Source organism: Anabaena sp. UHCC 0204, from assembly GCF_009711975.1.
Classification (GTDB): Bacteria; Cyanobacteriota; Cyanobacteriia; order Cyanobacteriales; family Nostocaceae; genus Dolichospermum.
Genome location: NZ_VIKW01000024.1, coordinates 53,800 through 78,143 on the forward strand (window position 1 = coordinate 53,800; position 24,344 = coordinate 78,143).

At 36.6% G+C, this 24,344-nt stretch carries 36 protein-coding genes and 1 pseudogene; 14 read left to right on the forward strand and 23 right to left on the reverse strand.

Translation table 11 applies throughout. The features are described from left to right. Positions 1-69: 69 nt before the first annotated feature. Positions 70-1,626 (reverse strand): AAA-like domain-containing protein, encoded by a 1,557-nt coding sequence (locus FJR04_RS18505; protein WP_168497467.1) that lies wholly within the window; start codon positions 1,624-1,626, stop codon positions 70-72. A gap of 234 nt (positions 1,627-1,860) precedes the next feature. Between FJR04_RS18505 and FJR04_RS18510 the strand changes: the two genes are divergently transcribed. After that, on the forward strand, positions 1,861-3,033 hold the full coding sequence (locus tag FJR04_RS18510) for a PIN domain-containing protein (protein WP_168497469.1): 1,173 nt from the start codon (positions 1,861-1,863) through the stop codon (positions 3,031-3,033). Positions 3,034-3,333: 300 nt separating this feature from the next. On the opposite strand, the gene FJR04_RS18515 is transcribed toward FJR04_RS18510, so the two are convergent. The 5 genes and pseudogenes from FJR04_RS18515 to FJR04_RS18535 form a co-directional block, all read right to left on the reverse strand. Then, positions 3,334-3,744 (reverse strand): hypothetical protein, encoded by a 411-nt coding sequence (locus FJR04_RS18515; protein WP_168497471.1) that lies wholly within the window; start codon positions 3,742-3,744, stop codon positions 3,334-3,336. A gap of 243 nt (positions 3,745-3,987) precedes the next feature. Then, positions 3,988-4,497, reverse strand: a pseudogene (locus FJR04_RS18520) (nickel-dependent hydrogenase large subunit); the annotation flags it as partial. 105 nt (positions 4,498-4,602) lie between these two features. Beyond that, positions 4,603-5,565, reverse strand: a complete 963-nt coding sequence (locus FJR04_RS18525; RefSeq protein ID WP_168497473.1) for a hydrogenase small subunit — start codon at positions 5,563-5,565, stop codon at positions 4,603-4,605. A gap of 235 nt (positions 5,566-5,800) precedes the next feature. Beyond that, positions 5,801-6,004: an RNA-binding S4 domain-containing protein gene (locus FJR04_RS18530; protein WP_168497475.1), complete on the reverse strand. Its 204-nt coding sequence runs from the start codon at positions 6,002-6,004 to the stop codon at positions 5,801-5,803. Positions 6,005-6,055: 51 nt separating this feature from the next. After that, complete coding sequence (locus tag FJR04_RS18535; RefSeq protein ID WP_168497477.1) at positions 6,056-6,517, reverse strand: nitrate reductase associated protein; 462 nt, start codon at positions 6,515-6,517, stop codon at positions 6,056-6,058. A gap of 66 nt (positions 6,518-6,583) precedes the next feature. Between FJR04_RS18535 and FJR04_RS18540 the strand changes: the two genes are divergently transcribed. The 4 genes from FJR04_RS18540 to FJR04_RS18555 all read left to right on the forward strand — a co-directional run bounded on the left by FJR04_RS18540 (position 6,584) and on the right by FJR04_RS18555 (position 8,978). Continuing rightward, positions 6,584-7,183, forward strand: a complete 600-nt coding sequence (locus FJR04_RS18540) for a molybdenum cofactor guanylyltransferase (protein WP_168497479.1) — start codon at positions 6,584-6,586, stop codon at positions 7,181-7,183. Positions 7,184-7,479: 296 nt separating this feature from the next. After that, positions 7,480-8,460, forward strand: coding sequence for a hypothetical protein (locus tag FJR04_RS18545; protein WP_168497481.1), 981 nt, complete (start codon positions 7,480-7,482; stop codon positions 8,458-8,460). A 21-nt stretch (positions 8,461-8,481) separates the two neighbouring features. Then, on the forward strand, positions 8,482-8,745 hold the full coding sequence (locus FJR04_RS18550) for a hypothetical protein (RefSeq protein WP_168497483.1): 264 nt from the start codon (positions 8,482-8,484) through the stop codon (positions 8,743-8,745). Between the two features lie 8 nt (positions 8,746-8,753). Continuing rightward, positions 8,754-8,978, forward strand: a complete 225-nt coding sequence (locus FJR04_RS18555; protein WP_168497485.1) for a hypothetical protein — start codon at positions 8,754-8,756, stop codon at positions 8,976-8,978. Between the two features lie 103 nt (positions 8,979-9,081). Here the strand turns inward: FJR04_RS18555 and FJR04_RS18560 are convergent, their stop codons facing one another. After that, positions 9,082-9,450 carry an SET domain-containing protein gene (locus FJR04_RS18560; protein ID WP_168497487.1) on the reverse strand — a complete coding sequence of 123 codons (369 nt, stop codon included), beginning with the start codon at positions 9,448-9,450 and terminating at the stop codon, positions 9,082-9,084. Between the two features lie 202 nt (positions 9,451-9,652). On the opposite strand from FJR04_RS18560, the gene FJR04_RS18565 reads away from it, so the two are divergent. Beyond that, positions 9,653-10,126, forward strand: coding sequence for a hydrogenase maturation protease (locus FJR04_RS18565; RefSeq protein WP_168497489.1), 474 nt, complete (start codon positions 9,653-9,655; stop codon positions 10,124-10,126). Between the two features lie 26 nt (positions 10,127-10,152). Here the strand turns inward: FJR04_RS18565 and FJR04_RS18570 are convergent, their stop codons facing one another. From FJR04_RS18570 to FJR04_RS18580, 3 genes are read right to left on the reverse strand one after another with little or no spacing between them, the layout of a single operon-like run. Beyond that, positions 10,153-10,527: a hypothetical protein gene (locus tag FJR04_RS18570; RefSeq protein ID WP_168497491.1), complete on the reverse strand. Its 375-nt coding sequence runs from the start codon at positions 10,525-10,527 to the stop codon at positions 10,153-10,155. Positions 10,528-10,545: 18 nt separating this feature from the next. After that, positions 10,546-11,832: a SagB/ThcOx family dehydrogenase gene (locus FJR04_RS18575; protein WP_168497493.1), complete on the reverse strand. Its 1,287-nt coding sequence runs from the start codon at positions 11,830-11,832 to the stop codon at positions 10,546-10,548. Then, positions 11,819-12,283, reverse strand: a complete 465-nt coding sequence (locus FJR04_RS18580) for an ankyrin repeat domain-containing protein (protein ID WP_168497495.1) — start codon at positions 12,281-12,283, stop codon at positions 11,819-11,821. The genes FJR04_RS18575 and FJR04_RS18580 overlap by 14 nt, the downstream gene beginning before the upstream one ends. Positions 12,284-12,816: 533 nt before the next feature. Between FJR04_RS18580 and FJR04_RS18585 the strand changes: the two genes are divergently transcribed. Next, positions 12,817-13,077: a hypothetical protein gene (locus tag FJR04_RS18585; protein ID WP_168497497.1), complete on the forward strand. Its 261-nt coding sequence runs from the start codon at positions 12,817-12,819 to the stop codon at positions 13,075-13,077. Next, positions 13,074-13,502: a type II toxin-antitoxin system VapC family toxin gene (locus FJR04_RS18590; RefSeq protein WP_168497500.1), complete on the forward strand. Its 429-nt coding sequence runs from the start codon at positions 13,074-13,076 to the stop codon at positions 13,500-13,502. Before FJR04_RS18585 ends, FJR04_RS18590 begins: the two co-directional genes overlap by 4 nt. A 28-nt stretch (positions 13,503-13,530) precedes the next feature. Here FJR04_RS18590 and FJR04_RS18595 read toward each other — a convergent pair whose 3' ends face one another. Next, entirely contained in the window at positions 13,531-14,130 is a 600-nt protein-coding gene (locus tag FJR04_RS18595; RefSeq protein ID WP_254445318.1) for a hypothetical protein, read from the reverse strand. Positions 14,131-14,233: 103 nt separating this feature from the next. Between FJR04_RS18595 and FJR04_RS18600 the strand changes: the two genes are divergently transcribed. The 6 genes from FJR04_RS18600 to FJR04_RS18625 all read left to right on the forward strand — a co-directional run bounded on the left by FJR04_RS18600 (position 14,234) and on the right by FJR04_RS18625 (position 16,672). After that, positions 14,234-14,419, forward strand: a complete 186-nt coding sequence (locus tag FJR04_RS18600) for a hypothetical protein (RefSeq protein WP_168497502.1) — start codon at positions 14,234-14,236, stop codon at positions 14,417-14,419. Positions 14,420-14,533: 114 nt separating this feature from the next. Further along, positions 14,534-15,019 (forward strand): hypothetical protein, encoded by a 486-nt coding sequence (locus tag FJR04_RS18605; protein WP_168497504.1) that lies wholly within the window; start codon positions 14,534-14,536, stop codon positions 15,017-15,019. Between the two features lie 160 nt (positions 15,020-15,179). Continuing rightward, complete coding sequence (locus tag FJR04_RS18610) at positions 15,180-15,482, forward strand: hypothetical protein (RefSeq protein WP_168497506.1); 303 nt, start codon at positions 15,180-15,182, stop codon at positions 15,480-15,482. Further along, positions 15,479-15,886, forward strand: coding sequence for a hypothetical protein (locus FJR04_RS18615; RefSeq protein WP_168497508.1), 408 nt, complete (start codon positions 15,479-15,481; stop codon positions 15,884-15,886). The genes FJR04_RS18610 and FJR04_RS18615 overlap by 4 nt, the downstream gene beginning before the upstream one ends. A 143-nt stretch (positions 15,887-16,029) precedes the next feature. Next, positions 16,030-16,353 carry a DUF433 domain-containing protein gene (locus tag FJR04_RS18620; protein WP_168497510.1) on the forward strand — a complete coding sequence of 108 codons (324 nt, stop codon included), beginning with the start codon at positions 16,030-16,032 and terminating at the stop codon, positions 16,351-16,353. Then, the gene (locus FJR04_RS18625; protein WP_168497512.1) at positions 16,337-16,672 is read left to right on the forward strand and encodes a DUF5615 family PIN-like protein; all 336 of its coding nucleotides are present in this window, start codon (positions 16,337-16,339) and stop codon (positions 16,670-16,672) included. The genes FJR04_RS18620 and FJR04_RS18625 overlap by 17 nt, the downstream gene beginning before the upstream one ends. A 69-nt stretch (positions 16,673-16,741) precedes the next feature. Here the strand turns inward: FJR04_RS18625 and FJR04_RS18630 are convergent, their stop codons facing one another. The 12 genes from FJR04_RS18630 to nifE form a co-directional block, all read right to left on the reverse strand. Then, the gene (locus FJR04_RS18630; RefSeq protein WP_168497514.1) at positions 16,742-17,095 is read right to left on the reverse strand and encodes a DUF5615 family PIN-like protein; all 354 of its coding nucleotides are present in this window, start codon (positions 17,093-17,095) and stop codon (positions 16,742-16,744) included. Next, positions 17,096-17,344: a DUF433 domain-containing protein gene (locus FJR04_RS18635; protein WP_168497516.1), complete on the reverse strand. Its 249-nt coding sequence runs from the start codon at positions 17,342-17,344 to the stop codon at positions 17,096-17,098. Positions 17,345-17,443: 99 nt separating this feature from the next. Then, a complete protein-coding gene (locus FJR04_RS18640) occupies positions 17,444-17,695 on the reverse strand; it encodes a FeoA family protein (RefSeq protein ID WP_168497518.1) in 252 nt (83 codons plus the stop codon). Positions 17,696-17,805: 110 nt separating this feature from the next. Beyond that, positions 17,806-18,105: a 2Fe-2S iron-sulfur cluster-binding protein gene (locus FJR04_RS18645; protein WP_168497520.1), complete on the reverse strand. Its 300-nt coding sequence runs from the start codon at positions 18,103-18,105 to the stop codon at positions 17,806-17,808. 113 nt (positions 18,106-18,218) lie between these two features. Beyond that, positions 18,219-18,596, reverse strand: a complete 378-nt coding sequence (locus tag FJR04_RS18650) for an iron-sulfur cluster assembly accessory protein (RefSeq protein ID WP_168497522.1) — start codon at positions 18,594-18,596, stop codon at positions 18,219-18,221. Positions 18,597-18,659: 63 nt separating this feature from the next. Next, positions 18,660-19,442 carry a HesA/MoeB/ThiF family protein gene (locus FJR04_RS18655; RefSeq protein WP_168497524.1) on the reverse strand — a complete coding sequence of 261 codons (783 nt, stop codon included), beginning with the start codon at positions 19,440-19,442 and terminating at the stop codon, positions 18,660-18,662. A gap of 10 nt (positions 19,443-19,452) precedes the next feature. Further along, complete coding sequence (gene nifW, locus FJR04_RS18660) at positions 19,453-19,770, reverse strand: nitrogenase-stabilizing/protective protein NifW (protein WP_168497526.1); 318 nt, start codon at positions 19,768-19,770, stop codon at positions 19,453-19,455. Next, positions 19,767-19,967, reverse strand: a complete 201-nt coding sequence (locus tag FJR04_RS18665) for a CCE_0567 family metalloprotein (protein WP_168497528.1) — start codon at positions 19,965-19,967, stop codon at positions 19,767-19,769. Before FJR04_RS18665 ends, nifW begins: the two co-directional genes overlap by 4 nt. Positions 19,968-20,025: 58 nt before the next feature. Continuing rightward, a complete protein-coding gene (locus FJR04_RS18670; protein WP_168497530.1) occupies positions 20,026-20,502 on the reverse strand; it encodes a NifX-associated nitrogen fixation protein in 477 nt (158 codons plus the stop codon). Next, a complete protein-coding gene (gene nifX, locus FJR04_RS18675) occupies positions 20,499-20,918 on the reverse strand; it encodes a nitrogen fixation protein NifX (RefSeq protein WP_168497532.1) in 420 nt (139 codons plus the stop codon). Before nifX ends, FJR04_RS18670 begins: the two co-directional genes overlap by 4 nt. 202 nt (positions 20,919-21,120) lie before the next feature. Continuing rightward, the gene (gene nifN / locus FJR04_RS18680; RefSeq protein WP_168497545.1) at positions 21,121-22,452 is read right to left on the reverse strand and encodes a nitrogenase iron-molybdenum cofactor biosynthesis protein NifN; all 1,332 of its coding nucleotides are present in this window, start codon (positions 22,450-22,452) and stop codon (positions 21,121-21,123) included. Positions 22,453-22,575: 123 nt separating this feature from the next. Further along, positions 22,576-23,943 carry a nitrogenase iron-molybdenum cofactor biosynthesis protein NifE gene (gene nifE, locus FJR04_RS18685; protein WP_168497534.1) on the reverse strand — a complete coding sequence of 456 codons (1,368 nt, stop codon included), beginning with the start codon at positions 23,941-23,943 and terminating at the stop codon, positions 22,576-22,578. Positions 23,944-24,344 lie beyond the last annotated feature (401 nt).

Below are 24,344 nucleotides of genomic sequence, written 5' to 3' on the forward strand. Positions count from 1 at the left end.
CATACCTCAATATGGCTATCGCCACGCAGGCTATCAGCAACACCCAAAATGTCTAATCATTCAAAATACTTACGCCCGAATCACAGTAATCCGACGTTGATTTTCCGTAACCACAACCTGAGTTGACAAACGCTCTTCCATTGGTAGGGCATTTTTACGCCTATCAAACACAAATAACCAACCAAAATCCAACCCCAAACGCCCTAAATAGGATTCTAACTGCTCAATACCCTCAATTTGGGGATCGCGCTTTTTCTCCCTCCACACCTTTAACTCAATACCTAACGTGACATCTTTGTAACGCAGACATAAATCCATTCTGTCACTACCAATTGCATATTCCCGTTCCAAAATTCCACCACCATTAATAACACGATGTAAGAAAGCCATTAATACTATGTGGGGTGCAATTTCATGGTAGCCAGTGCTACCTAATAATGGTTCTCCATGTTGTCGCCAAAATTTGAGAAATGCTGCAAGTAACGCATCTATATTTAATTCACCTTCTGGAGTTAACCAAGTTGGTGCAATCATTGGTAAAGAAGCCATTGGTGTCACGGTTAATACTCTGGGTAAAACTTCCCGATAAATGGGATTAGCAATAGTTAATCCTCCGTAGGGGTGCATTTTACATAATCCTAAATCAATCACAAATTGAATATCATCGTTGGGTATATTTCCTAATTCTAAACCTGCTAACATCGGCTCGATAATGGCTTTGATTCTTGGTTCTCGTAAGCGTTCAGCTAAACTATCTAAATGAGTGTCTTGACGAGAAATTAATATTTCCTTTGCCTGTAAAATATGTTCTTTTGTAATAGCAATACTTCTATCTTTAACCATTTTTTCCACAACTTCTTTAGCCAGAGCATTAACTAACCAAGGTTGTCCTTGAGTTAAATCAAAAGCTGTTGCTGTAGCTTCTGGTGTGAAAATTTGTCCTGTTGCTGCTGTATGTTGTTGATATAGTTCTACCACTTCCTCTGCATTAAAATTTCTCAGGGTAATAGAACTAACTTTAATATTAAAAGGACTGGATGTATTTAGTCGTTCACTACCACCAGATGCTACTTTATAATCTCGCACATCTCGTAAACCAATTAATCCTACCGATGAGGGAAAATTTTCTGGGCGATTGGGAAAACCATCTCGTAATTGTCGTAAAACTGAAATTAAAGTTTGGTCTTGTAAAGAATCAATTTCATCTATAAATAATATTAAAGGACGATCAATAGCTTTAGACCAACTTCTTAAAAAAGACTTAATTCTATTTCCTGCTTCTTCCTGTTGCCATTGTTTAACAGGTGGTTGTAATTCTGGAGGTAAGTTATCTTCAATTGTATTTTGCCAAGCTCCCAAAATCGCTAATTCTGCTGCACCTGGGTCATGATTAAATGCACTTCCTACTTCTGCTGATACCATGACTGCTGCATAATTTCCTGTGGCCGTAAGTTGCTGTGCTAGGGCTAACATTGCTGTTGTTTTCCCTGTTTGTCGCGGTGCGTGAAGGACAAAATAACTACGCTGTTGGATTAGCTCCTCCAAATCGGGTAATCGTGTTGTTGGAGATAGCATATAGTGGATATCATCTTCACAAGGACCTGCAATATTAAACCAGCGAGACATAGGATTTTGGCAGTTGGCGAACACTTTTAAGTTTAGACGATTTTGGAGTTGGGGATGGAAGGAAGGGCTAATTGGGGATTTTTGTTTGTTTAAGCATCGGGTAGATATACCGAATCATTCCGTCTATTACCCGGAAAAGGATAATAGCCAGAAAATTTATTGCTATCCACCAAGATTTAGGTAGTTATATGGAAATTTTCTGTATAATACGTGGATATTGAGGATATTCGCAAAATGGAAATAAAACCCCCTCCTCGGCTAGTTACTCTTGATACACAGGTTTTTAATAGCTATAATTTTCACTATAATTCTAAGCCTTTTCAAACCTTAGTTAAACTTTCTCAGGAAGAAAAAATCAGACTTCTTTTAACTTCTGTTACTCTTGATGAATTAAGAGCGCATATTATCGAAGGTGCTAAATTAGCATCAGAAGCAGTCAAGACAGGTATAAACCATTTAGATAATACACGATCCAAACCAACAAAAGGTAAGGAAAAAATAAAAATCTCTAAGAATTCTGACTTACTATATGAATTCAAGAAGAAAGTCCAAGAACTTGTACCAAATTTCGAGCAAATTAAACATGAGCTTTTAGACAAACTTGAGATTTTTTTGCAGGAAACTGATTTTCAAAAAATAGAAGTTGATCAAGTTTCAGTGGTTGATATTTTTGAAAATTATTTTTCTGGTAATCCACCATTTGGCGAAGGAAAAAAGAAATCTGAGTTTCCAGATGCTTTTGCGCTCTTAGCTCTTAAAAAGGAGGCAAAAGACAGAAAAAAAATAATCTATGTCGTTAGTGGAGATTCCGATTGGGAGAAGTTTTGTTCATCAAGTGAAGACCTATGTTGGATTGGAAATCTCGATGAATTATTAGAAAATATAATTCGAGAAACTGATTCAGATGAGGTTGACGTATGTTATGAACTTTATAGGGACAAAGAAAATGAAATAGAAAGATACATAGAGGATAAATTCTCAGATTTAGATTTTTCAATTGATTTGTCTGGAAGTAGTTTGATTGAATGGGGCAGTGAAGAAATTGAAGTTAATGTTAATTCAGTATATATCATTAATTCCTCATTGGTTGAAATTGACGATTCTGATTTAGATCAACCTTCAGTAGTGTTTGAGTTAGAAGCAGAGGTAAATTATGATGCAAATGTAAGCTATGAGAGCTTAGAATATGCAATTTATGACAGAGAAGATGGTATGTACTATGGAGGAGAAACAATAGATACAGTGTTTACTCAGTCGGTTAAGTTGAATGTGGAAGTTATGCTCACTCTATCTAGAGATAAAGACTATTCCTTGTGTGATGCCGATGTAGAAGATATTACTATAGATCCGAATAATACTTTAGGTGAAATAGTTATTGATACAGGCTTTAAGGATGACTATTACTAGATCAATAACCTACAACTAAAATTTTTACAGTGCGATCGCCTTATACGAATTGTGATCGCAATATAAAAAATCATTGGAGCGGACAAATATGATATTTTAGTTTTGAGTTGGGAGCGATCGCTCAATTTCCAAACAAATAAATACTTCTATACTCAAACAAGTATGTAATTATTTAAACGCAGATATTACCATTTGCGTATTTATATTGATAAAATCCTGGCTTATACTTCAATATAAATAAAATGTTGTGTTACTGAAATTATATGGAAAATCAGAAAATTATAGCACTACAAAATATCTTCAGTTCAAATCATGACCTTTTGGTTGTGATAGATCCATTACTTCGGTAAACCGGGAATATTTCACCTCGCTAGTTGGGGGAAACTGTGCAGAAACAGCCATTAAACCGACTTTGATATCCTCATAAAAAATCACACCACCAATTCGTCCGTCGGCTTGGAATGGTCCGTGGAAAAATTGATGTCGGGGAATATAAATGAGGAGAGAATTGGTAATTTTGACGTTTTGACCAAATAGTTGTTGACAGGTTTTTTTGACAACTGCATCTATATATTGATTCTGCACAGGTTGACCCAAGTTGATGAATTTGGGATGATCCGCAAAATGATCCATGTAATATGACCAGATGTTAGACAAATCTTTTTCTTCAGTGAGTATTTGCTTGAGTTCCTGCCATCGTTTGAAATTCATAATATGGGTAGATTGGATTATTCTTTGCTTACTAAAAATTTACCATAGTTATGCTGGTTAATCTAGGTTTAGGGAAAAATTAGGTAACGTCTGAAAATACTAAATAGCTGTTAGTAGATAAAAATAAATGGACTTTATGATATGGCTGGGGTGGATTTATCGTCTAATTTAAGGAAAAATCAGGGAATAATCAGACCTATCCTGAGAAATCCTGACTATATAAGCAATTCCCTAATTTATTTCCATATAACTGCTGTGCGGCCATTGTCCACCTAATAAGGCGTAGATTTCTACAGGTTTTCCAGAAATTGTAATCCCGATTTCATAGGATTTACCTGTAAAAGCTGCAAAGCGTCGGCAAGCTTCATCATAAAAGTGACTACGGCGATAATTTTTATTAGTTAAATCAATCGCAAATAGTCCGTAAAAGTAGCGAGGAATACTTTGAATTGTTTCGACGATTTGACCTAAGTTTCTCGCCAAAATTGCATTTCTAGGAACTTCTGTTCCCCAAGCTGTATCCAACGCCCAAGAGGCGGAACTGAGGTGAGAACCACCACAAATTCCGCAAATTCTGGGGGTGACAATTAAGCCAGCTTGAGGATCTTTTCCGCGTAAAATTATTTCAAATCCGCGAAAAAGTTCAGCATGAGTCCAGGCGTTTGTGACATATCCATTTTCGATTTCAACACGCACATCTAAATCACCCTCGACTCTACCAACGGGTGAAATATCTAAGGTTTGAATTGGCATAATTTTGGGTAATTGGTGATTGGTAATGACGAATGTAAGGGCGAAGCATTCAGGCGATAAATTATCGTTTTTTCCAAAGGTTATTTTCTGAATGCTTCGCCCCTACTAAACGGTGAAAAAGTCTTCGTCTGTCCATTTTGGGGCTGCGTCTTTTGCAACAACGGTGAGGACTGCGTAATCTTTGTGGTTAGTTCCTGGTGGTATTTCTTTGGGAACGCCCATGACGGTTTGGGTTTTAAATACTGTTCCGGGTTTGAGGTCGAAAAAGGGAAATTCGGGTTCTGTGCAACCTATACAGGGCATTCCGGCGCGGGTTTTGGAGGAGACGCGATTCCAAAGAATGCGGTTACAGGAGGCATGAGTCATGGGTCCACGACAACCTAAGTCGTAAAATAAACAACCTTTGCGTTGTCCAAATTCGGAGGTTGTGGCTTTGTATGCAAAGTGTATATTGCGGGTACAACCGGTTTCGGCATAGGTGTTGAAGAAGGTTTGGGGACGATGCAGTTCATCGAGAACTATATCATCAATTCGACCTGTGGCGATCGCTACTAATATCTGCGTTATCCAGTCGGGGTGTGCGGGACAACCGGGAATATTAATCACAGGTAAGCCGGCTTGACTGACAAAATCTTTACCTAAAAAACCGCCTTCTTTGCGTTTGAGAAATTGCAGTCCTTTGGAGTCGCTGGGGTTGGGTGACATGGCGGGAATTCCTCCCCATGTTGCACAGTCTCCTACCGCAACAATAAATTTCGCAACTTTGCTTAATTCGTTTAACCAATCTTTCATGGGACGGTCGGCAAACCTGTTCCATTCTCCTGTACCATTAGGAGCATTAATTACGCTACCTTCAAATACTAAAATATCTAAAGGAATTTTCCCGGAAATACAGTCATGTAGCAGTTTTTGTAAGTTTTCACCTAGTTCCATACCCAAGGAGGGATGCCAAAGTATCTTCATACCGAAATCAGCTATTAAATCGCAAGCTGTCGGTTCTTCAGCATTAAGAAATGACATGGTGTCACCTGAACAAGCGCCACCTTGTAGCCACAGTACATTAGTCATTAGCTGTGTATTTTTATATGTGTTGACAATGCACAATTGCAGAATTTCTGTAGGGGGATAATTTCCCCTGACCAAGAGGATTTACTTGTAGAGAATAACCGATTAATTAATATTTATTATTTTAAATTAAGGTGTTATTTACGGCAATTCACTTTCTTTAAAGAAAACTTAATAATTAACCATATCAGATATTATCCTAACAAGGAAATTGAGGGTAAGATTATAGACATATCAATTAATCAACAGTATCTGAGAGAATTTCCCCAACTTTCAGAGTTTTTCCTGCTACTGTTACTTGATCATCGTCTACTAATTTCCGTCCTCTCCGTGTTTCGACTATACCATTAACTTTGACTTCACCATCAATAATCATTAATTTGGCTTGACCTCCGGTGGAGGTTATTCCCGAAAACTTTAAAAACTGGTCGAGTTTAATCATCTTGTTATACCAACTATTGGAAAAGTATCATCTATAGCAATATACCAGGATTTAAGATTTTGGCAACAAATTAAATTCTTGTAATGCTGGTAAAAAGTTTTTATTTTCATGGCTAGGACGACTCAGTTTAATCAAGGCAAACCGTTGTAAAATAGTTAAACTTTTCCATGCCTCAATTGTGATAGTTACACCTATTTCCTGAGCTTTTTCGTGAATACTGCTAGGAATAGTGGTAACATCTATCCATGCTGGATAAGGTTCAATTGGTAATTCAGCTACAGGTTTACCTGTCAGTTGCAATACCAACTCTTGAATATAATATCTATAATCATGAATTTGCCTATCTGTATCGCACGGTAATGTCATTAAATTTTGACGTGATGCTTGATTCATCTGATTCCATTGAGCTAATTTTAGCTTAATACCGCAAGTATCGAGTTTATAGCGTACTTGCATAGGAATACAACGCCAAGAATCAACAAAATCTGCTTCAAATTCAAAAAAATTTGTCATAAAATTCGTGTTATTGATTTTAAAAATGGACAATGGATAATTGACAATTGACAATTAATAAATATTATGAACACTGATTTACAATATCATGTAACTACTATTATTTTAGCAGGTGGTAAAAGCACTCGCATGGGTAGGGATAAAGCCTTAATTCCTATGGGCGGTGTACCCATGTTACAATTAATTTGTACTATTGCTGAAGCTTGTACTCATAAAGTTTATGTAGTGACTCCTTGGCCAGAACGTTATCAAGACTTGTTAACACCTAATAGTCAATTTATTCCCGAAATTCCTTTAGCTGGGGAAACTGGAAATGAATCGCGCACCCATGGACCACTTGTAGGTTTTATGCAAGGGTTAACAATGGTAGAAACAAATTGGGTTTTATTATTAGCTTGTGATTTACCAAATTTACGGCTAGAAATATTACAAGCATGGATATCTAAATTAGATACAATTCCTGAAAATGCGGTTGCGGCTTTGGTACAAGATCATCAAATTTGGCAACCTTTATGCGGTTTTTATCGTCGTCGTTGTTTATCAGAATTAACCCAGTATATTGAAGAAGGTGGACGTTCATTTCAACAATGGTTAAAGTCGTATCATGTAGAAGTATTACCTTTAGCAGATCCAGAAATGCTATTTAATTTTAACAGTCCTGTATAGTTTATGATCTAAATTACAACTTCTATAAAAATGAGTAATTTCTCTCTAGGTTTTTTCCAGTGATTGCTTTATAGTAATGAAAATTGACTCAATTATATTTCTGGTAGAAATACCTGTTAATTGAAATGTTGGCTTCTTAGATTTTATCTCATTGTTCATAGAGATAGAAAACTTCAGATTGGGGAATCTGTTGAGAACAATTCAAATCTGCGTAAATTGGCTTAGTTTCTAGCGTCACAGTTATGAAATATAGACGCTGACGACTCAATTCCCCAACTGGTTAGAGTACGCCAATTATGACATCTAGTATTACAGATTCAGCGGTAAAAGCAGCGATCGCCGCCATATCTTCAGAGTCAGCAACCACGGAAGAAAAAATCCAAATGCTGATAGAAATGGCACAAGGCTTTCAAAAAAAGCCGAAAACATCCCAAGATTTACGCAATGCAGTGGGGCTATTTTACCGTGCATATCAGATGTGTGGTGAGGACTATCTTTTACTCAAAGCACGGGCTAAGGTGGGCATGGCAGGGTCATTACAGATGATTCCTGATGCAGATTCCCAACTGTTGCAACAAGCGAAGACAGATTATGAGGAAGCTTTGCCAATTTTACAACAATTTGCAACAGCAGCAGAAGTTGCAGAAACCCAGATGAATTTGGGGTTAGTTTTACAATCTTTAGTTCCCTACAATTTAGCGCGGATAACTGATAGTATCCATGCGTATCATGAAGCTTTGCGGGTATTTACTTGGGAAGATTATCCACAAGAATATGCGATTTTATATAATAACATAGCGATCGCTTATCTTTCTATGCCAATGGCATCAGAACGGGAATATTTACGTCAAGCTTTAGCAGTTCAGTCCTTTGAAACTGCCCTTCAACATATTAACTTAATTGAGCATCCTAAAGAATATGCAATGTTGCAAAATAACTTAGGAAATGCTTTACAATATTTAGTTAGTTCCCATCCTGTTGACAATAATTTACGGGCTATTTTAGCTTACAATGAAGCATTGAAAGTGCGTAATCTTCAAAATACACCGTTAGAATATGCTAATACAATTTCTAACAAAGCTAACGTTCTCTTCAACTTACCAGACAACCCGGAAAAACCAGAATTAGGAAATCAAAAAAATCTCTTACAAGCAGAAGAATACTATCAAGAAGCTTGGCGAATTTTTACAGAACATAAACAATTAGAACGAGCAGAAATAGTAGCAAAAGCCCTACAAGATTTAGCCGCAGAAATCGAAGCATTGGCATTGAATTAAACCCAAATTAGGAGAATAACTATGTTTAATTTGCTTCATGATCCAAAATTAATCGAGTTTCTGCATAGTTTAAATACAGAATTAAATCTCACTACCGGATTTACTTGGTTAATCATTGCTGTGATTTTATCAATGATTGGTGGTGCAATTGGGGGAATGGTTCTTGCAGGTAAGGATATAGGATATCAATTCGCAGCAACAATGGGGAGTTTATTTGCACCAGTAGGAATAATTCCTGCTCTAATTTTAGGGTTATTTATCCTGAATTTATTAGCCAATTACTAGGAGTATATATGTTACAGTTAAGCTTATTTTCTATTAAGTTATTTTTTAAGGGTAAACTATTTCGTAATCCCTTATATTTTTTTCGTCAAATCACAATTGCTAGTGGTATTGGCACGGTTATATTAGTATTACTAGCACAAGCATCAATTCCTATCTGCATTCCTATTACTGTAGCTAGTCTAACCACAGGTACAATCATGCCTTTTCTATTGCAAGATTTTAGAATGAAATGAGTTTACAACAATCCCTATAAATTAATCTATAGGGATAAATATTAATGCTAACTCAATAACCTACTCATTTCTTTCTTTGCGCCTTAGCGCCTTAGCGTGAGCCTTATTCCTCCACATCAAACCACACAGGAGAAATATCATCAACCTGCCCATTATAATTAATCGTAATTTCCTGTCCTTCCCGAATATATTGATGAGCAATAATATCAATTACATTTTTAGCAAAATTCTTAATATAAACCGCATTGGGATGATAAGAATGATTAAAAAGAGAAGCAAAACCTAAACCTATTGCTCCGCTTTCTCCATGCCAACCAAAATAATAATTCAATAACACCGTTTTAGTAATTAACTTAACTTGCTGTTTAGGAATAACAATCACAGCGGCTCTTTCAATTAAATCTCCTTTAGCAAAATCTTGCTGGGCAAATATACCTCTACCTTTAGTCTCTGTATCACGAAATACAAGCATATAGCAATTCTATCTGATGGGTGAGAATGATTTTTGACTAACCACTACAGATAAACGCAGAGAAAATAAAGATAAATTTTTGTCACTGACTTACGGCTGCTATAGCTACTATAAAGTCAACGATTAAAGATGTAGTCAAAATTTCCGTAAATTTTAAGTTTTTGTGCCAAGTTGATAATATTCGTGTTATTATAAATATCCCATGCTAACTATCATTGGTTGTGGCAATCTCAATCGAAATGACGATGCTGTTGGCGTAATCATAGCCCAACGTTTACAGCAATATCTCGCCCAAAATCCTCACTCCAACATCCGCGTTTTTGATTGTGGAACTGCGGGAATGGAAGTGATGTTTCAAGCGAGAGGAAGTGAAAAATTAATTATTCTTGATGCTAGTTGCACAGGTTCAGAAGCAGGTGCTATATTTAAAGTCCCAGGGAACGAATTAGAAGCACTGCCCGAACCTAGTTACAACTTACATGATTTTCGCTGGGATCATGCCTTGGCTGCTGGGAGAAAAATCTTTTTAGATGATTTTCCTGCATTGGTGACAGTCTATTTAATTGAAGCTGCAAATCTGGATTTTGGACTGGAATTAAGTCCTGTTGTTCAACATTCTGCTAATTTAGTTTTTGCCGAACTAATCATAATTATCCAACAGAATGTGATGGCTTAATCAACAATCTCAAATCCCCAATTGCATCAGATCCAATCACGATAAACTGGCAACTCATCTACTCTCATTTCAAAAGGTACAGTTTGACTATCGGGAGGACAAACCCGGATTTTGGCACTGCTCACAATGCCATAAAGAACATTAGCCATAGGGACAATTTGTTGCAAAATTTGCCAGTTGGTAACTTGGTCAGGGCATTCAATTACTAGAGTCAAAATACTAGCTTGAGTTGTCGTATACCAACGACAATGAGACAACAAACTATGAATAATGCGATCGCATCCTTCGTAAAAGTATTTGCTGATTGAATGCTCCAATTGTTGCCTAAGAATAATATCTGCTGATGTTGGCTGTATAGGGTGCTTATCATCAGCATTGAATTGATGTTCTGTTCTCGCCATTTGCCGTTATTTTCCTATTTATTTACCAATTGCCATTGCATACAATACGTCCTTATTGGTTTCTAGAAAGGCTTGGGTTTCATCATCATAGAAAGCACCAATCGCACTACAATCTATTCCCCAATAATTGCTAAATAAATACACTCTCTGTCCGACAAATCCGGCTAATTGCATAGCGGTTTGATAACTCAAATAATCGGACACGAAAAACAAAGTTACAGCACAATCTCTCGCTATAGCTTGATTAATGCACAAATAACCTGTTTTTTCTCTAAAGTTACCTGCTTTAATGAGATGTGTATTTTTATATAACCCTGGTGAAATTCCCTCGATATCATGCACCACTGAGTAAATTTCTATTTCCTCAAAATTCTCTGTTGGGATTGGTTGTCGAACTGCTTGCAAAATTTGCCAATAGATATTTTCAGAAATAGACTGTTTTTGAAAACGCCTAATAGAACGCCTATTCCAAACGTTCTCCAAAAACCGTTCTCGGTCAAAATTAAATTCAGGATGTTCTAGCTTTTGCTGGTGACTAGGCTGTAAAGACGTTGTTTGATAGGCATCTTCAACACATTGATTAACTTGAAAATAGTCAGTACCACAGACAAAAGGAATAGGTAGCCTTAAGCGTCTGACTGGTTTTTCTTGTACTTCTCCTGATATCACACAACTAGTAATAAACTCCTTATTCTCAAATCCCAAATCTGCATTGAGAGTAAGTTTATCAAAATCAAAGCGTAGTTGTATGTTGTTTTCATGAAGATATGCTGAAGCAGCGATCGCCCCTAAATGGTGTCCGCTATCCAACAAACAATATCTAAAACTCCTGTCTTGATATTTCCAGCTAGACCTATGATAAACACAACTAACTAAAAAGATGAATCCATTGATACATTTATTGGGTATAACATAATTCTCCAATCCATCATCAATTAATTCATAAATTAAGGTCAGACAATTATTCTCAACTTCTATATGGTAGATACCATCTATTATTCCCTCTACACCACGCATCTGTACATAAACTTCCGTAGGATATAAAGCCCCCGCAGACGGATTTACGCGCAATTTATAGGGACTATCTTTATATATTTTTTCTAAAGTAATTGCACTGGTTAACCACAGAAAAGCATGAATAGGGTTATTGCGATTTAATTGCAGCCGCCGATAAAAGCGGGGATAAACTTTAAAAGAAGTTGGTTGTGTAGCGGCATCTACATAATTAGGATTAACTTGTACAGATAAGTAGGAATGCTTGCTTAAATCGTGATAGGCTTTTCCCGAAATCTTACTGTGAGGCATTTTTTAATAACCTTAAAACTTCTCTATTGCTGGCAAAATCAATTGCTTTATAGTCATCCAAATTTTGTAAATTCATGTTAGGATTGTATTGTAATAGCAATCTTACTACTTCTGTCTTTCCAGCCGATGCACCATACATCAGGACAGTTGCTCCATTATCATTTTGATTATTAATATCAGTGTTGTTATCTAACAGCAAATTGATCAGATCATAGTGATTACCAAAACAAGCAAACCACAAGGCATTATTGTGATCATTATTTGTGGCGTTGATATCCGCACCCGCAGCTATTAATTCCTTCACGATGCTAGAAAGTCCTTCTCTGGTAGCTTTCATTAAAGCAGTATCACCATTGTCACCCCGCTGGTTTAAATCTTCAGCGTTGTAGCCTTGTTCTAATAGCCATTGGTGAGTTGCTGCACTGAAATTTGACTGATTTGCTAGACTCATAATAATTGATGGTTGTGAGGACAATTAAATACAGTACGGGAATTGAAAAAAGAGCGTAGTAGCTAATGAACAATTACAGATTTTGCTTGACATTGATTAAGTAATGCCAAAATGAACACACTCATTACAAAAGAAATATAAAAATATTACGGGATTAAATAAGAAGATTTTTGTTAATTTTGCGATCGCTGTTTGTTGGGATTTAGTTCACTAGCAACAATTTAGCTTATTTATATATTATCACTCTTATAAGTTGGAATTATGAATGATTTATAAAGATCCCGGCTTTGTGAACATAAAAGGGATTTTAAAAATGGTTAACTCGAATAAAAAATATAAATTATATTTCATGTTTTAGATATTGGATATTACGATTTATTGTTAATGTTTATAGCGATTTAATATGGGAATTCCCATTAAATAAATATGAATTTTTGTAAAATAGAGCTATATAGCCTATTATTTAGGTTATAATGGGAAATCAAATTATGAATCTGACTTAATAACCTATAGCTAATATTGAGGAAAAAGTCATGGTAAACTCATTACAAAACAAGTCATCTGAAAACTTGAATTTAACTAACTTTATCGTAGAGGTATTAAATAACTTACCTCTTGAAAAACAACAAGAAATTTTGTTATTTGCTCAATTTGTATCTGACAAACATCATGCTGAAGTCGGAAATAATCTTTCTTTTTATGATGTAGCTAAAGACTTTATTGGGGCTGTGGATAGTGGATTAGGTGATCTCTCAACCAACAAACAATATTTACATCAGTCCTTACCTCAATGAAGAATCAAATTATTATTGATACTGGTCCATTGGTTGCTCTGTTAGATAAAAGTGATAGTTATCATCAATGGGTGACAGAAAAAGTAAAAACACTACCTCCACCTTTCCTGACTTGTGATGCAGTGATTACTGAGTCTTGTTTTTTATTAGAAAGAGCTTATAACGGTCAGAATATTTTATTTTCTCTCTTAGAAAGCGGTCATTTACAGCTTGCTTTTGATTTAAAAGATGAATTAACTCAAATTAAAGGATTAATGAATCGTTATCAGTCTGTACCGATGTCTTTAGCTGATGCTTGTTTAGTAAGAATGTCTGAGTTATATTCTTCTAGTGAAATATTAACTCTTGATAGCGACTTTTTGATCTATCGAAAACATAAGAATCAGCCTATTTCTGTTATTATCCCTGATTCATTATTTTCTTGAAATACAAGGTAAACAATGACATTTGAAATCACTTCTCTATGTCTACTTGTTTAATTACCTCTAAAGGTAACTCTAATACCTCTGCAATTTGCTCATCATTTAAGCCAAAATATCGTAATTTATCAATTTTTTCTATCTTAGTTTTATTCTTAATTCGTTGCTGTAACTTAGTATTACCAAGATGACTTTTATCAGGTTTATTTTTAGGTTGTTTAGAACCAATATTTACACAGCCGTTGCCAAATATATTACTACTATTATTACCCAAAGAAATATTCACATTTCCTTGTCGTTCTAGAACAGATTTAAGATTACTTTTATCAACTGGTTCATCAAAAATATCAGATAACATTTGCAAAAGTTCGTAACCTATATCCTTTGCATGACCCGCGCTACAACCACAATTTTCGGCAATATCAGCATACTTTTGATGCTTTAGTGTCCCCTCAATAACGCCACGTTGCAAGTCATTGAGACGTTTGCCTGTGTTGAGATAGACAGCCTCATCCACAAGTTGTAGTAGTTCGTGAACCTGCATAGTTAAAAATGTAACGCGACACAAGTAATGATAGCAGACTTTATCCGTATTTTTCAGCTTTTTTCCGTCTGTTTGTAATTTTTTTTGCAATCCGCTTTTTTCCGCTTTTCAGGTTTGGGTGTGTGGTGTAGGGTGGGTAAAGATAAACACAAGTTTGAAGTTGGAAAGCTAGATCACAAATAGGAGATAAATCATGAGTGATAACGGCAGCAAGATTGGTGAAGTTAAAACACCATCGGGTACAACTTACCATGTTTATTGGAATCAAGATACTGGTGATATATATGTTGCTGCCGAATATGCTGGTAATGCTTCAACAAAAGCTGAAGCGATGAAAAAAGCTGATTATTACGCAACCACTACAAAAATAATGAGTTAAGAACTGTCGTAGCCTCCGTAAGGCGAAAAACTGTGTCAGCAGGTTACAAGTTTGTACAGGCTAACTCTCAGGCAAAGTAATTTATTACATCTAATAAACAAGGAAAGCTTTTAAATGTCACTAATAACTAACTGGCAAAGAATTGATGTATTTGATGAAAAAATTGAATGGCAGAAAAATTTGGCAATTGAAGTTTACGATATTTGTTATGGAATTGCTAGCAGATTTTATAAGAAAGGTCGCCCGGAGGATGAAATAGCTTCTTGTTCATTCAAAGATGACTTCGATAAAGACTATACAGACTATAGATACGACTACAGTGATAGTCTTATTGTAATTACAGCTAGCCATACAGTCTATCGTAATGTGCCTAATATGCGCTCCGTTGATGTTCAGCTTCCTTCTCCATGGACTAGAATTTTTTCGGTTAGCGCACGTGAAAATGAATATGAAAGACCTTTATACTACGAGATCAATAACTTCCGCGTAGGTTCTTGGCTAAATCATATTGAGTCTTTGAGGTTGAAGCTTGAGCCAATAAAGAAAGCAGAAGAGGAAGCGAAGAAACAAGAACAACGCAGAAATTTTGGTAGACTGTGATTTTAGTCATCGTAGGGTAGGTTAGGCTCATGAAGTAATTCGGCACTAAAATAAAATAATGATTATGCAACGTAATCTACCATTAACCACTTATGGCAGGTTACACTGTTTCTAACTGAACGTATAAAATAGGGAGTAAAATGGCAACAAACTATTATAAATGAATACAGCCGCTCAACAACTACCTAACTTAACAGGAAAAACTCGTTCAGAAGTCTTAATAATTCTCAGTAACCAAGGATTTGAATTTAAAACGCAAACCCAAGGGGGTTATGAAACATTTCAGCATCCAGACGGTAGCCAAATTCATATTCGACCAAATGGGGAAATTGTCCGCACTGGTCCTAGAATTAAAGCAGTTGATGGCAAATCTTATCGTCGTCGCTACAATCAATATGGAGAGCAGATAGAATTTGTTTCTGGAGCTAATACTCATAATACTGGAGAGATTGTAAATTTATGACAACAACAATTACATCAACCCTCACTACTTTTCTCGAAGATTTAAAAAGTGCTGATTTAGTTGGTATTTCTTTAAATCCTCAAAACCTGGGATTACGTCTTGACTTTACCTTCGGTCCTGAAGCTGATGATGTAGCTATTGAGTTTTACCAAATTATTCACCTGGTTTTTTCTCAACCTCTAAATGTAGATGATGAAAATATCTGTTTTTGGGTAGGAGAAGTTGAACTCAAAAAAATTGAAAATAATATTCAGGAATATTTATCTAAATCCTATCCATTTGTCAATCAAACTGGAATAATTAACACTAATTTACAATCGCTAATTTATTTTCATTTAGAAGGAGATATTTGTTTAGAAGTTGTTTGTAGAAATTATAAAACTTTCCAACAAGTCAAAAATTAAATAATTTCCTAAATCACATCCAGGCGATTAATCTATGTTACATAATACAATTAGGGTCAGACATTAATACTTTATACTTTCTGCGCCAACCTACCTGACAAAATAGTGATATAATTAGGGTGGATAATTCTCTTGATAATAGTATGTCCGTCAACGTAATCAAAGAACATATTGAAATCACTCCTGGTATTTGTGGAGGAAAACCTCGCATTGCTGGACATCGGATTCGAGTTCAGGATATTGTGATTTGGCATGAACAAATGGGAATGTCTCCTGATGAAATTCTCTACCATTATCCTAGTATTACCTTATCTGATGTCTATGCTGCTTTAGCATACTATCATGATCATCGTGAGGAAATTAGGCAACAAATATCAGAATCAGAGGCTTTAATCCAAGATATACAAGCACAAACTCCTTCGATTTTGCAACAAAAACTCAAAAAACGGAATGATAGAGAGAATTAAATTTCATTTAGATGAAAGTGTTAGTAATGCGATCGCGTTAGGTTTACGTCGTCGAGGAGTCAATGTTACTACAACTTCAGAAGCCGAATTAATTGGTGTATCAGACAGAGAAAAAATTGCTTTTGCTTTATCTGAAAACCGGATCTTGATTACTCATGATGATGATTTTGTCATTCTTCATCGTAGTGGGATAATTCATGCAGGAATTACGTATTGTGATCAAAAACGCCGTTCAATTGGTGAAATTTTAAATACTTTAATTCTGATTTGGGAAACACTTGAACCAGAAGATATGAAAAATCAACTTGAATTTTTGTAATTAAGAAGCACCTTTTTTGTGCTTATTGAGATGTTACCATAATCTCACCCACCCCACAGTTTAGATTTTTTACTTTATCCTAGCAAATCTAATCTGAGTTTCAGTAACTACCACAAAACTATCTGCTAACTGTTCCTTATGCTGCTCTAATACCTGTTGTAAAATATAGATTTTATTTGCAGAACGTTCATTTTCCAAACGCAGAAGAATCACACCCCGATGAGGATATTGATCCCGATAAACTTTTTCGCCAAAATCTTTGTCGCTAGTAATCAAAATCCAATTTTCATCAAAAGCCTTTTGAATAATTGTGTCATCATCTATTCCCCGTGCTTGTTCATAAACTGAGAAAACTTCATAACCTTGTTCACGTAACCAGCGAGCGACAGTCACACCTGTATTTTCATCTACTAAAAATCGCATCTAGGCAATCTCCGCAATCAAAGGCATGAAACTGGTACTTTCTAGAGAGCGAGATGCAAATAATAAACAAGCTCGAATATCTGCTTCTACTAAACCTTCATATTCTTCCAGAATTTCTGCCACTGTTGCGCCGTGTGCCAGGAGATTAAGAATATACTCGACAGTTAAGCGTGTACCCTTAATTGTCGGTTTTCCAGCCATTACTTTGGGATTTGTAGCAATACGATTCAGTATTTCTCGTTCTATCATATATTCTCAAGTGGTAAAGAGTATAGTAGTTATATTTATTATAATAGCAAAATTGCTTACTGAAGTTAAGAAACTCAAAATATCTAACTAATTATCTTTTCACCCATCAATCACCCGCACATAAATAGCCCTGGCTATTTCCCGATCTATAGTCATAGATAAACTACCACATTTAATTACAAAAGTAGGAAATTGTTGTTCTACAGTAATTGTATTTCCTGTTTTAATTCCCATTGAGATAATTTTTTTTCTAATAGTCTCATCCTGACTTTGACAAGCAGTAACTATTCCCAATTCTCCTGATTTCAGCAATTCCAAAGAACAACCCATGACACTAAAAGGAGTAAACATTGTGGTATGAAAATAAAAGGTAAAAACTGAAATGATGAAAGATGATAAACATCCTCCATCATTGTGAAACTGAAAGAGTTTAGTAATGCTAAACACCTACAGATATTGTATTAAGCAAGATAAGGTTCTTGGTGGGTTTTGATTGTACAGTTAGAACGAGGATAGGTAACACACAATAGAGCAAATCCTTTTTCCATTTGCTCATCATCTAAGAAGGATTGATCGTCTTGATTGATTTCACCTTCAACAACCTTACCTACACAGCTAGAGCAAGCACCAGAGTGACAGGAGAAAGGTAATTCAATACCAGCTTCTTCTGCTCCTTCTAGAATTGTAGTGTCTTCGTCAATTTCAACTGTAGTGTCGAAGCCTTCTTTTTTGCTGATCAATCTTACTTGATAGGCTGCCATTTGATAATTCTCCTCAAACGTGAATGAAGTGAGTTTTTGAGTTAGTTAAGTTTCTCTGGCAAAATTCAAAATGAAGGATCTAACTTTTGAATTTTGCTCAAGAAATATGGAAATTATTGGCTGCAAGGTACACCAGTGGGAGTACCATCATCTGTTTTAAAAGACTTGCCACAACCGCAGGTATCAGTTGCATTGGGATTGGAAAACTTAAAGCCGCTATCCATGACTCCCTCAACAAAATCAACTACCACACCTGCTAATAACGGCGCACTTTTAGCATCAACGTAAATCAACACATTTCCTTGTTGAGATACGACATCATCAGGTTGGGGCTTACTTGTAATTTCGATTCCATACTCATAGCCACTGCAACCACCATCTTTTACGGAGATGCGGACACCTTTTGTAGCGTTATTAGTTTCTTCAGTTGCAGAACCTTTTAAAAATGCCCACAGACGAAATTCAGCCTTTTCTGTTAAAGTAACAGTCATTTTGTTTCCTATTCTGTAGCGAATATTCTGATTTGGGATGTGGATGTTCAAAAAAGTGGTACTTTACACCGATGCAGTTTGAGATTGGGAATATCTCCAAGGGGCAGTATTACCGCAGACTGGACAGTTGCGATCGCGGTGAGAACGACGTTTAGCAAATTCCATTCTGTTCAAGTCAATCGTCAGCAACTCTGACAACAGCGGTTGACTAAAACCAGTAATCAGCTTCACAGCTTCCAACGCCGTCAAACAAGCCAAAGTCCCAGAAACAGCCCCCAGCACAGAAAAACCGCGCCGATCCCAATCAGGCTTTTCTGGAAACAGACAAGATAAACAAGGCGTAACACCAGGAATAATCGTGGTGAGATAAGCCTCCATTCCATCCATAGCCGCCTCTACCATGGGCTTGCGCCAGCGCACACAGGCTTCATTTAACAAATTGCGTTCAGTGAAATTGTGAGCGCAATCCAAAGCCATATCTGCCTTTTGCACCAACTCATCCACATTTTCTGCGGTAATGTAATCGTGAACCACCTCCACTTCCACATCAGGATTGATGGCTTTGAGGGTTTCTTGGGCTTTGAATACTCTAGGTTTCCCCACCCAGTCGTCAGTCATCAAAACCTGACGATTCATATCATCCAGCCGCAAATCTCCACCCCGGACTAGGATTAGCCGCCCAACGCCTGCTACTGCTAGGTAAAGCGCCGCCGTACCGCCTAATCCACCCACACCCGACACCAAAACAGTCGCTGATTTCAGGCGCTTTTGAGCTAATTCGCCAAAATTAGGAAGCATCATTTGGCGACTATAGCGTTCCAATTCGGTAGGCGTTAGGTTGATCACTTTTTAACTCCTAATCTGAAGTGATTTCTGTCAGGGTGACTACATTTTTTCGCTTATCATTAAATACCTTGAACAACTTTTGTTCATGGGGTGTTGATTCTATAAACACCTGATAAGCTTGTTGCAAAGCCACACAATATTTCTCTAATCTTTCTGCGTCACTTATTTGAGGATAACTATCATCAATTTGACTCATAAACTGAGAAAACTTCTTCAAAATATGTAAACGATTTACATTTACAAATTTTTGGTCATAAGGCAGATTAAAAAAGATAAAAAACTCTTCTGCATCTACCAGTTTCTTGAATTCATCAATATTGGTACTCATTTAGAATTCTCCATTTTTTTGAGTTGTTGCTTGAGTCCATCTAACTGACAGTAGATTTCGTAAGTTGCAGCAGCAACATCCATAAGTTTGTCGTAGTCTGTCGGCAGCCCTTCCGCTAAATCATGCAGATCCATCTTCATTTGACCTGCTTTACTATTTAGCCTTCTAATCTTGGTTGTGATTTCCTCAATTGTCATGGGTGATTGGTAATTGGTGATTGGTAATTGTCAATTGTCAATTGTCAATTATCAATTATTAAAGATTGCCAACATCGGGGAAACGTTTGGCTAAATCAATGCCTTTTTCCACAAACTTTGCGCCCTCTTCGTCTAATTTCTCGAAGGAATCAAAACCAAAACGATGAGCATCGCGTAAAGTTTTTACAGCTAATAATAAGCGGCCAGAAAATACTAAAGCCCAGCCGAAACCCTCATGTCCTAATTCAACAACAACATTAGAAATAAGTCCGGTTTCCTTTTCAATACTGGCAGCTACAGCCCGGAAAAAGGCATTTATGCGAGAAATTGTGGCGGGATCAATTTCACCTTCTACGGAAATTTCCCGTTTCTTTTGTTTAGTAACAATATAGGGTTTGAGGATTAATTCATCAGTCCAAGTCCGATAAAAACCATAACTATCTTGCGCCCGGATTTGTTGAACTAATGCTTTATGGAAAGGAGTTAAAACTACCTCTGAATTGTTACCAGTTCCATTTACATCATTTGTACTCATAAAGTTGCTTCGTTTTCAAGTTCTTCTGCAAAACTAGGTTTTTTCTGTACTAAAGCTTTCCGTAACCAAGGTGGAGGATTACCTTTGAGAGTTTTGACTAATTTGTTGAGAATATCTTCAATCTTTTCCTCTTCAGATTTAGCCTTAACTGGAGTCACACTCTTCTTAATTAAACGAGCGGCCGCACTACCACCAATAGCGACAACATAAACAATAGTGCAGTCATTCAAGGCTTGAAGTTTAGGGGTAATTTTATCTTCATTACCATCTTCCTTCAAATCACCTTCAAATGTTAGAGTTTCGATGAATTCATATCCGTTGTCGGAAATTTCATAAACATCAATTTCCTTAGCCCAACCAAAATGAGCATTAACATGAATTCTGTCAGTTGTAGTAAAAGCAATTTTCACTTTCATTTGTCCTCAAAGAAGGTTACAGGTTACAGGTAACAGGTGACAGGGAAGAGTTAAGAAGGTTACAGGTTACAGGTAACAGGTGACAGGGAAGAGTTAAGAAGATGACAGGATAAAAGAAGGGAAGAGCGAAGGAAAAATTAAAAAACCAAAAATCAACTTTTATCTACTTCTTGACTGTCACCTGTCACCTGTTCCCTGTCACCTATTCCCTATTAATTACTGATGACCACTGATTCATCATTGATGACTCTTCATGTTCAATAAATAGGTTTCCCATCCCAAAAAGAAGCTCAATAGTGCCGCGATAGCCTACCTTGGTAAATAGACCATTTCCTAAACGATCATAAATGGGAATACCCAGACGATAGAGAGGAATAGAAAGGCGTTTAGAGATAGTATTTACATTAGAATTACCAATCAATAAATCAGAACCTAACGCCAACTTTTCAAAATCCTCCAAATCACCAATAGTGACATTCTTGATAGGAAGTGCTTCAAGTAAAGGAGAACGAGTTGTTGTTACAGCATTGTGAATTTGCGCCCCCATTGATTGCAAAAACCCAACCATAGACCATAACAAATCAGGTTCTAAAGCTAAAGATACTCGTTTAGAACTAAAATAAAAGTGAGTATCTAACATTGCATCTTGCAATTGCCGGCGTTGACGACGATATTTTTCAGGAACGGGATTTCCACTTAATAAAGATAACTTTTGCAGAAATTGATCTACAGGTTCTAATCCTATTAAATCTCTAAATACTTGATAACTAGTTCCAAACCGTTCCTCTAAAATTTTCGCCGCCCCCACCATACTTTCACCTAATGCTAAGGTAAAAGCTGAACTACCCAAAGAACGTAATTCTTTTAAAGTTGTACCACTAGCAGTTATAGCAGTATAACCATCTTCCAAATGTCCATCTAAAGAAGCACCCAAATCAGGAACAAAAATTGGTTCTAGTCCAAAAGCTGTCACCATTTCCCGAATTTCTAGCACATCTCCAGGAGTGATAGCAGCACCAGCTAAAATTGTGATTTGTTCCGGTTTAATTCCTCCAGCTTTAGGAATTTCTTTAACTATACTTTCTACCGCAACTGCAAAACCATCTTGCAATGCACCTTTAAAATCGGGAGTAGGAGCAAAAACAATTGCTAAATGATTAAGTTCAGGATGACGTTCTCGAATATCTTTCAAGAACATTTCTATATCATCACCTCTAGTTTCTGTTAACCCAGTGGTACACAAACCAATAATTTCCGGTTGTACCTTTTCCACTAAAGTGAGAATAGCTTGCTCAACATTTTCCTCACCACCCAAAATAGTAGTAACTTCCGTCATTGCGGTAGTAGCAAGAGGAATAGCTTCCCGAAAATGTCGAACCAAAACCACTTTTGCAAAAGCTGTACAACCCTGAGAACCATGAAATAAAGGCATAGTTCCCTTCAAACCCAAAAAAGCCAAAGAAGCACCTAAAGCCTGACTTTGTTTGAGGGGGTTTACAGTCACAGACTTTTCTGGAACAATTGCGATCGCCATAATAACTATAATCTCAAAATAATTTGTCAGTCGTAGGGGCGAAGCATTCGGAAAATAATTTTTGAGAAAAACCGATAATTTATCGCCCGAATGCTTCGCCCTTACCATCACCTGTCACCTAATTTATTCCCAAGGTGCTGGTTTACGAATTTGCTCCCAAACAGGGCTATATAAAGCCTCAGTCAACTCCCGCGCCATTTCCACCATCCCCACATAACCCGCATAGGGATGATGACGTTCTTGGTTAATATCTAAAAAGGGAACTCTCGCTTTCAAAGCAGTATATTGATTTCTGCCCCCAGCAATAAGCATATCTGCGTTAGTTTCTTGAATTAATTTTAGGAGTTCTGTAGCGTTCCCCTTCTCCAACATGATCCCATCATTACCCAACAAATTTTTGATTTTCGCTTTATCTTCTTCTGTACTTTTGCGTGTACTTGTCGCCACAACTTCAATTCCCAAATCCTTCGCAGCGGAAATAATTGACCAACTTTTCACACCGCCAGTATAGAGAACAACTCGCTTTCCTTTCAACTTGGCTCGATAGGGAGCAAGAGCAATATCTAAAGTCGCAGTTTCTTCTGCAATTAACTTTTCTGTCCGTTCCTGCAAATCAGCATCACCTAATTTAGCAGCCACAGTTCGGAGACAACGGTTAATATCTTTAATTCCATAAAATGACTCTTCAATGTAAGGAATTCCATAACGTTCCTGCATTTTCCGCGCCATATTTAATAACGCCCGTGAGCAGATCATCACATTTAATTTAGCCCGGTGAGCATAACGAACTTCATCATAACGAGCATCACCAGTAATTTTCGATAAAACCCGAATTCCTAACTTTTCAAATAAAGGTAAAACCCCCCACATTTCCCCAGCAATATTGTACTCACCAATTAAATTAATATCATAAGGTGTAGTATATTCAGGTTCAGCAGTTCCTACTACATATTCTAGTAAAGCTTCACCACCAAAACGATTACCAAGATTTTTACTACCAATAAATCCCGGCGCAATCACCGGAATAACCGGAGTTCCAGTTTTTTCTGCCGCCACCTTACAAACTGCATCAATATCATCACCAATTAAGGCTGTAACACAGGTAGCGTAAACAAAAACAGCCGCAGGTTTGTAATTTTCATTAACTTCTAAAATCGCCTTATAAAGCTTTTTCTCACCACCGAAAATTACATCATTTTCACCCACATCAGTAGTAAAACCTGTCTTGTACAACATTGGTCCAGAAGACAGACTACCACGACTTCCCCATGAATTTCCAGCGCAAGCGATCGGACCATGAACCAAGTGAGCAGCATCAGTAATTGGCACTAAAGCAATCATCGCCCCATCAAATGCACAACCCCCTTGAGCCGCACCTGGTTGAGCCTGTTGGGTACAAGATTTATTTTTCTTTTCTCCCTGTTTCTTTTGATTATGTTCGCATCCTGACTCACTCAACAACTCGTTAATTTTACTTTGGGTGACTTTCATTTTTATTCTCGTGCTAGATAGAATTTGTTAACATGACAAATCTTGAGTGAAATCCATCATATTTATGAAGATTTCACTTATTTAGAATACAATTTGAACTAATGTATTTCTTTGTTCCTTTGTGCTTTTGTTCCTCTGCATCTGGGCGCGAAACAAAAACAAAATTAGGATTAACACAGGAGAGATATAACAAATATAATAATTCTAATTCCCCGAAAATAATCAAGTTTTTATACTTAATTTTTATTGATTTGTAGATTTTGCAGAAAATCTAATTAACTTAATAATTACACAGATAAACTTTCAAAAAAGATATGTATTTATCTGTATTTTCTAGGGTGGGATTTTCATAACATTTGTTTTTGCCAGAAAAAATCGAAAATTTATGGTATTGAAGCAAT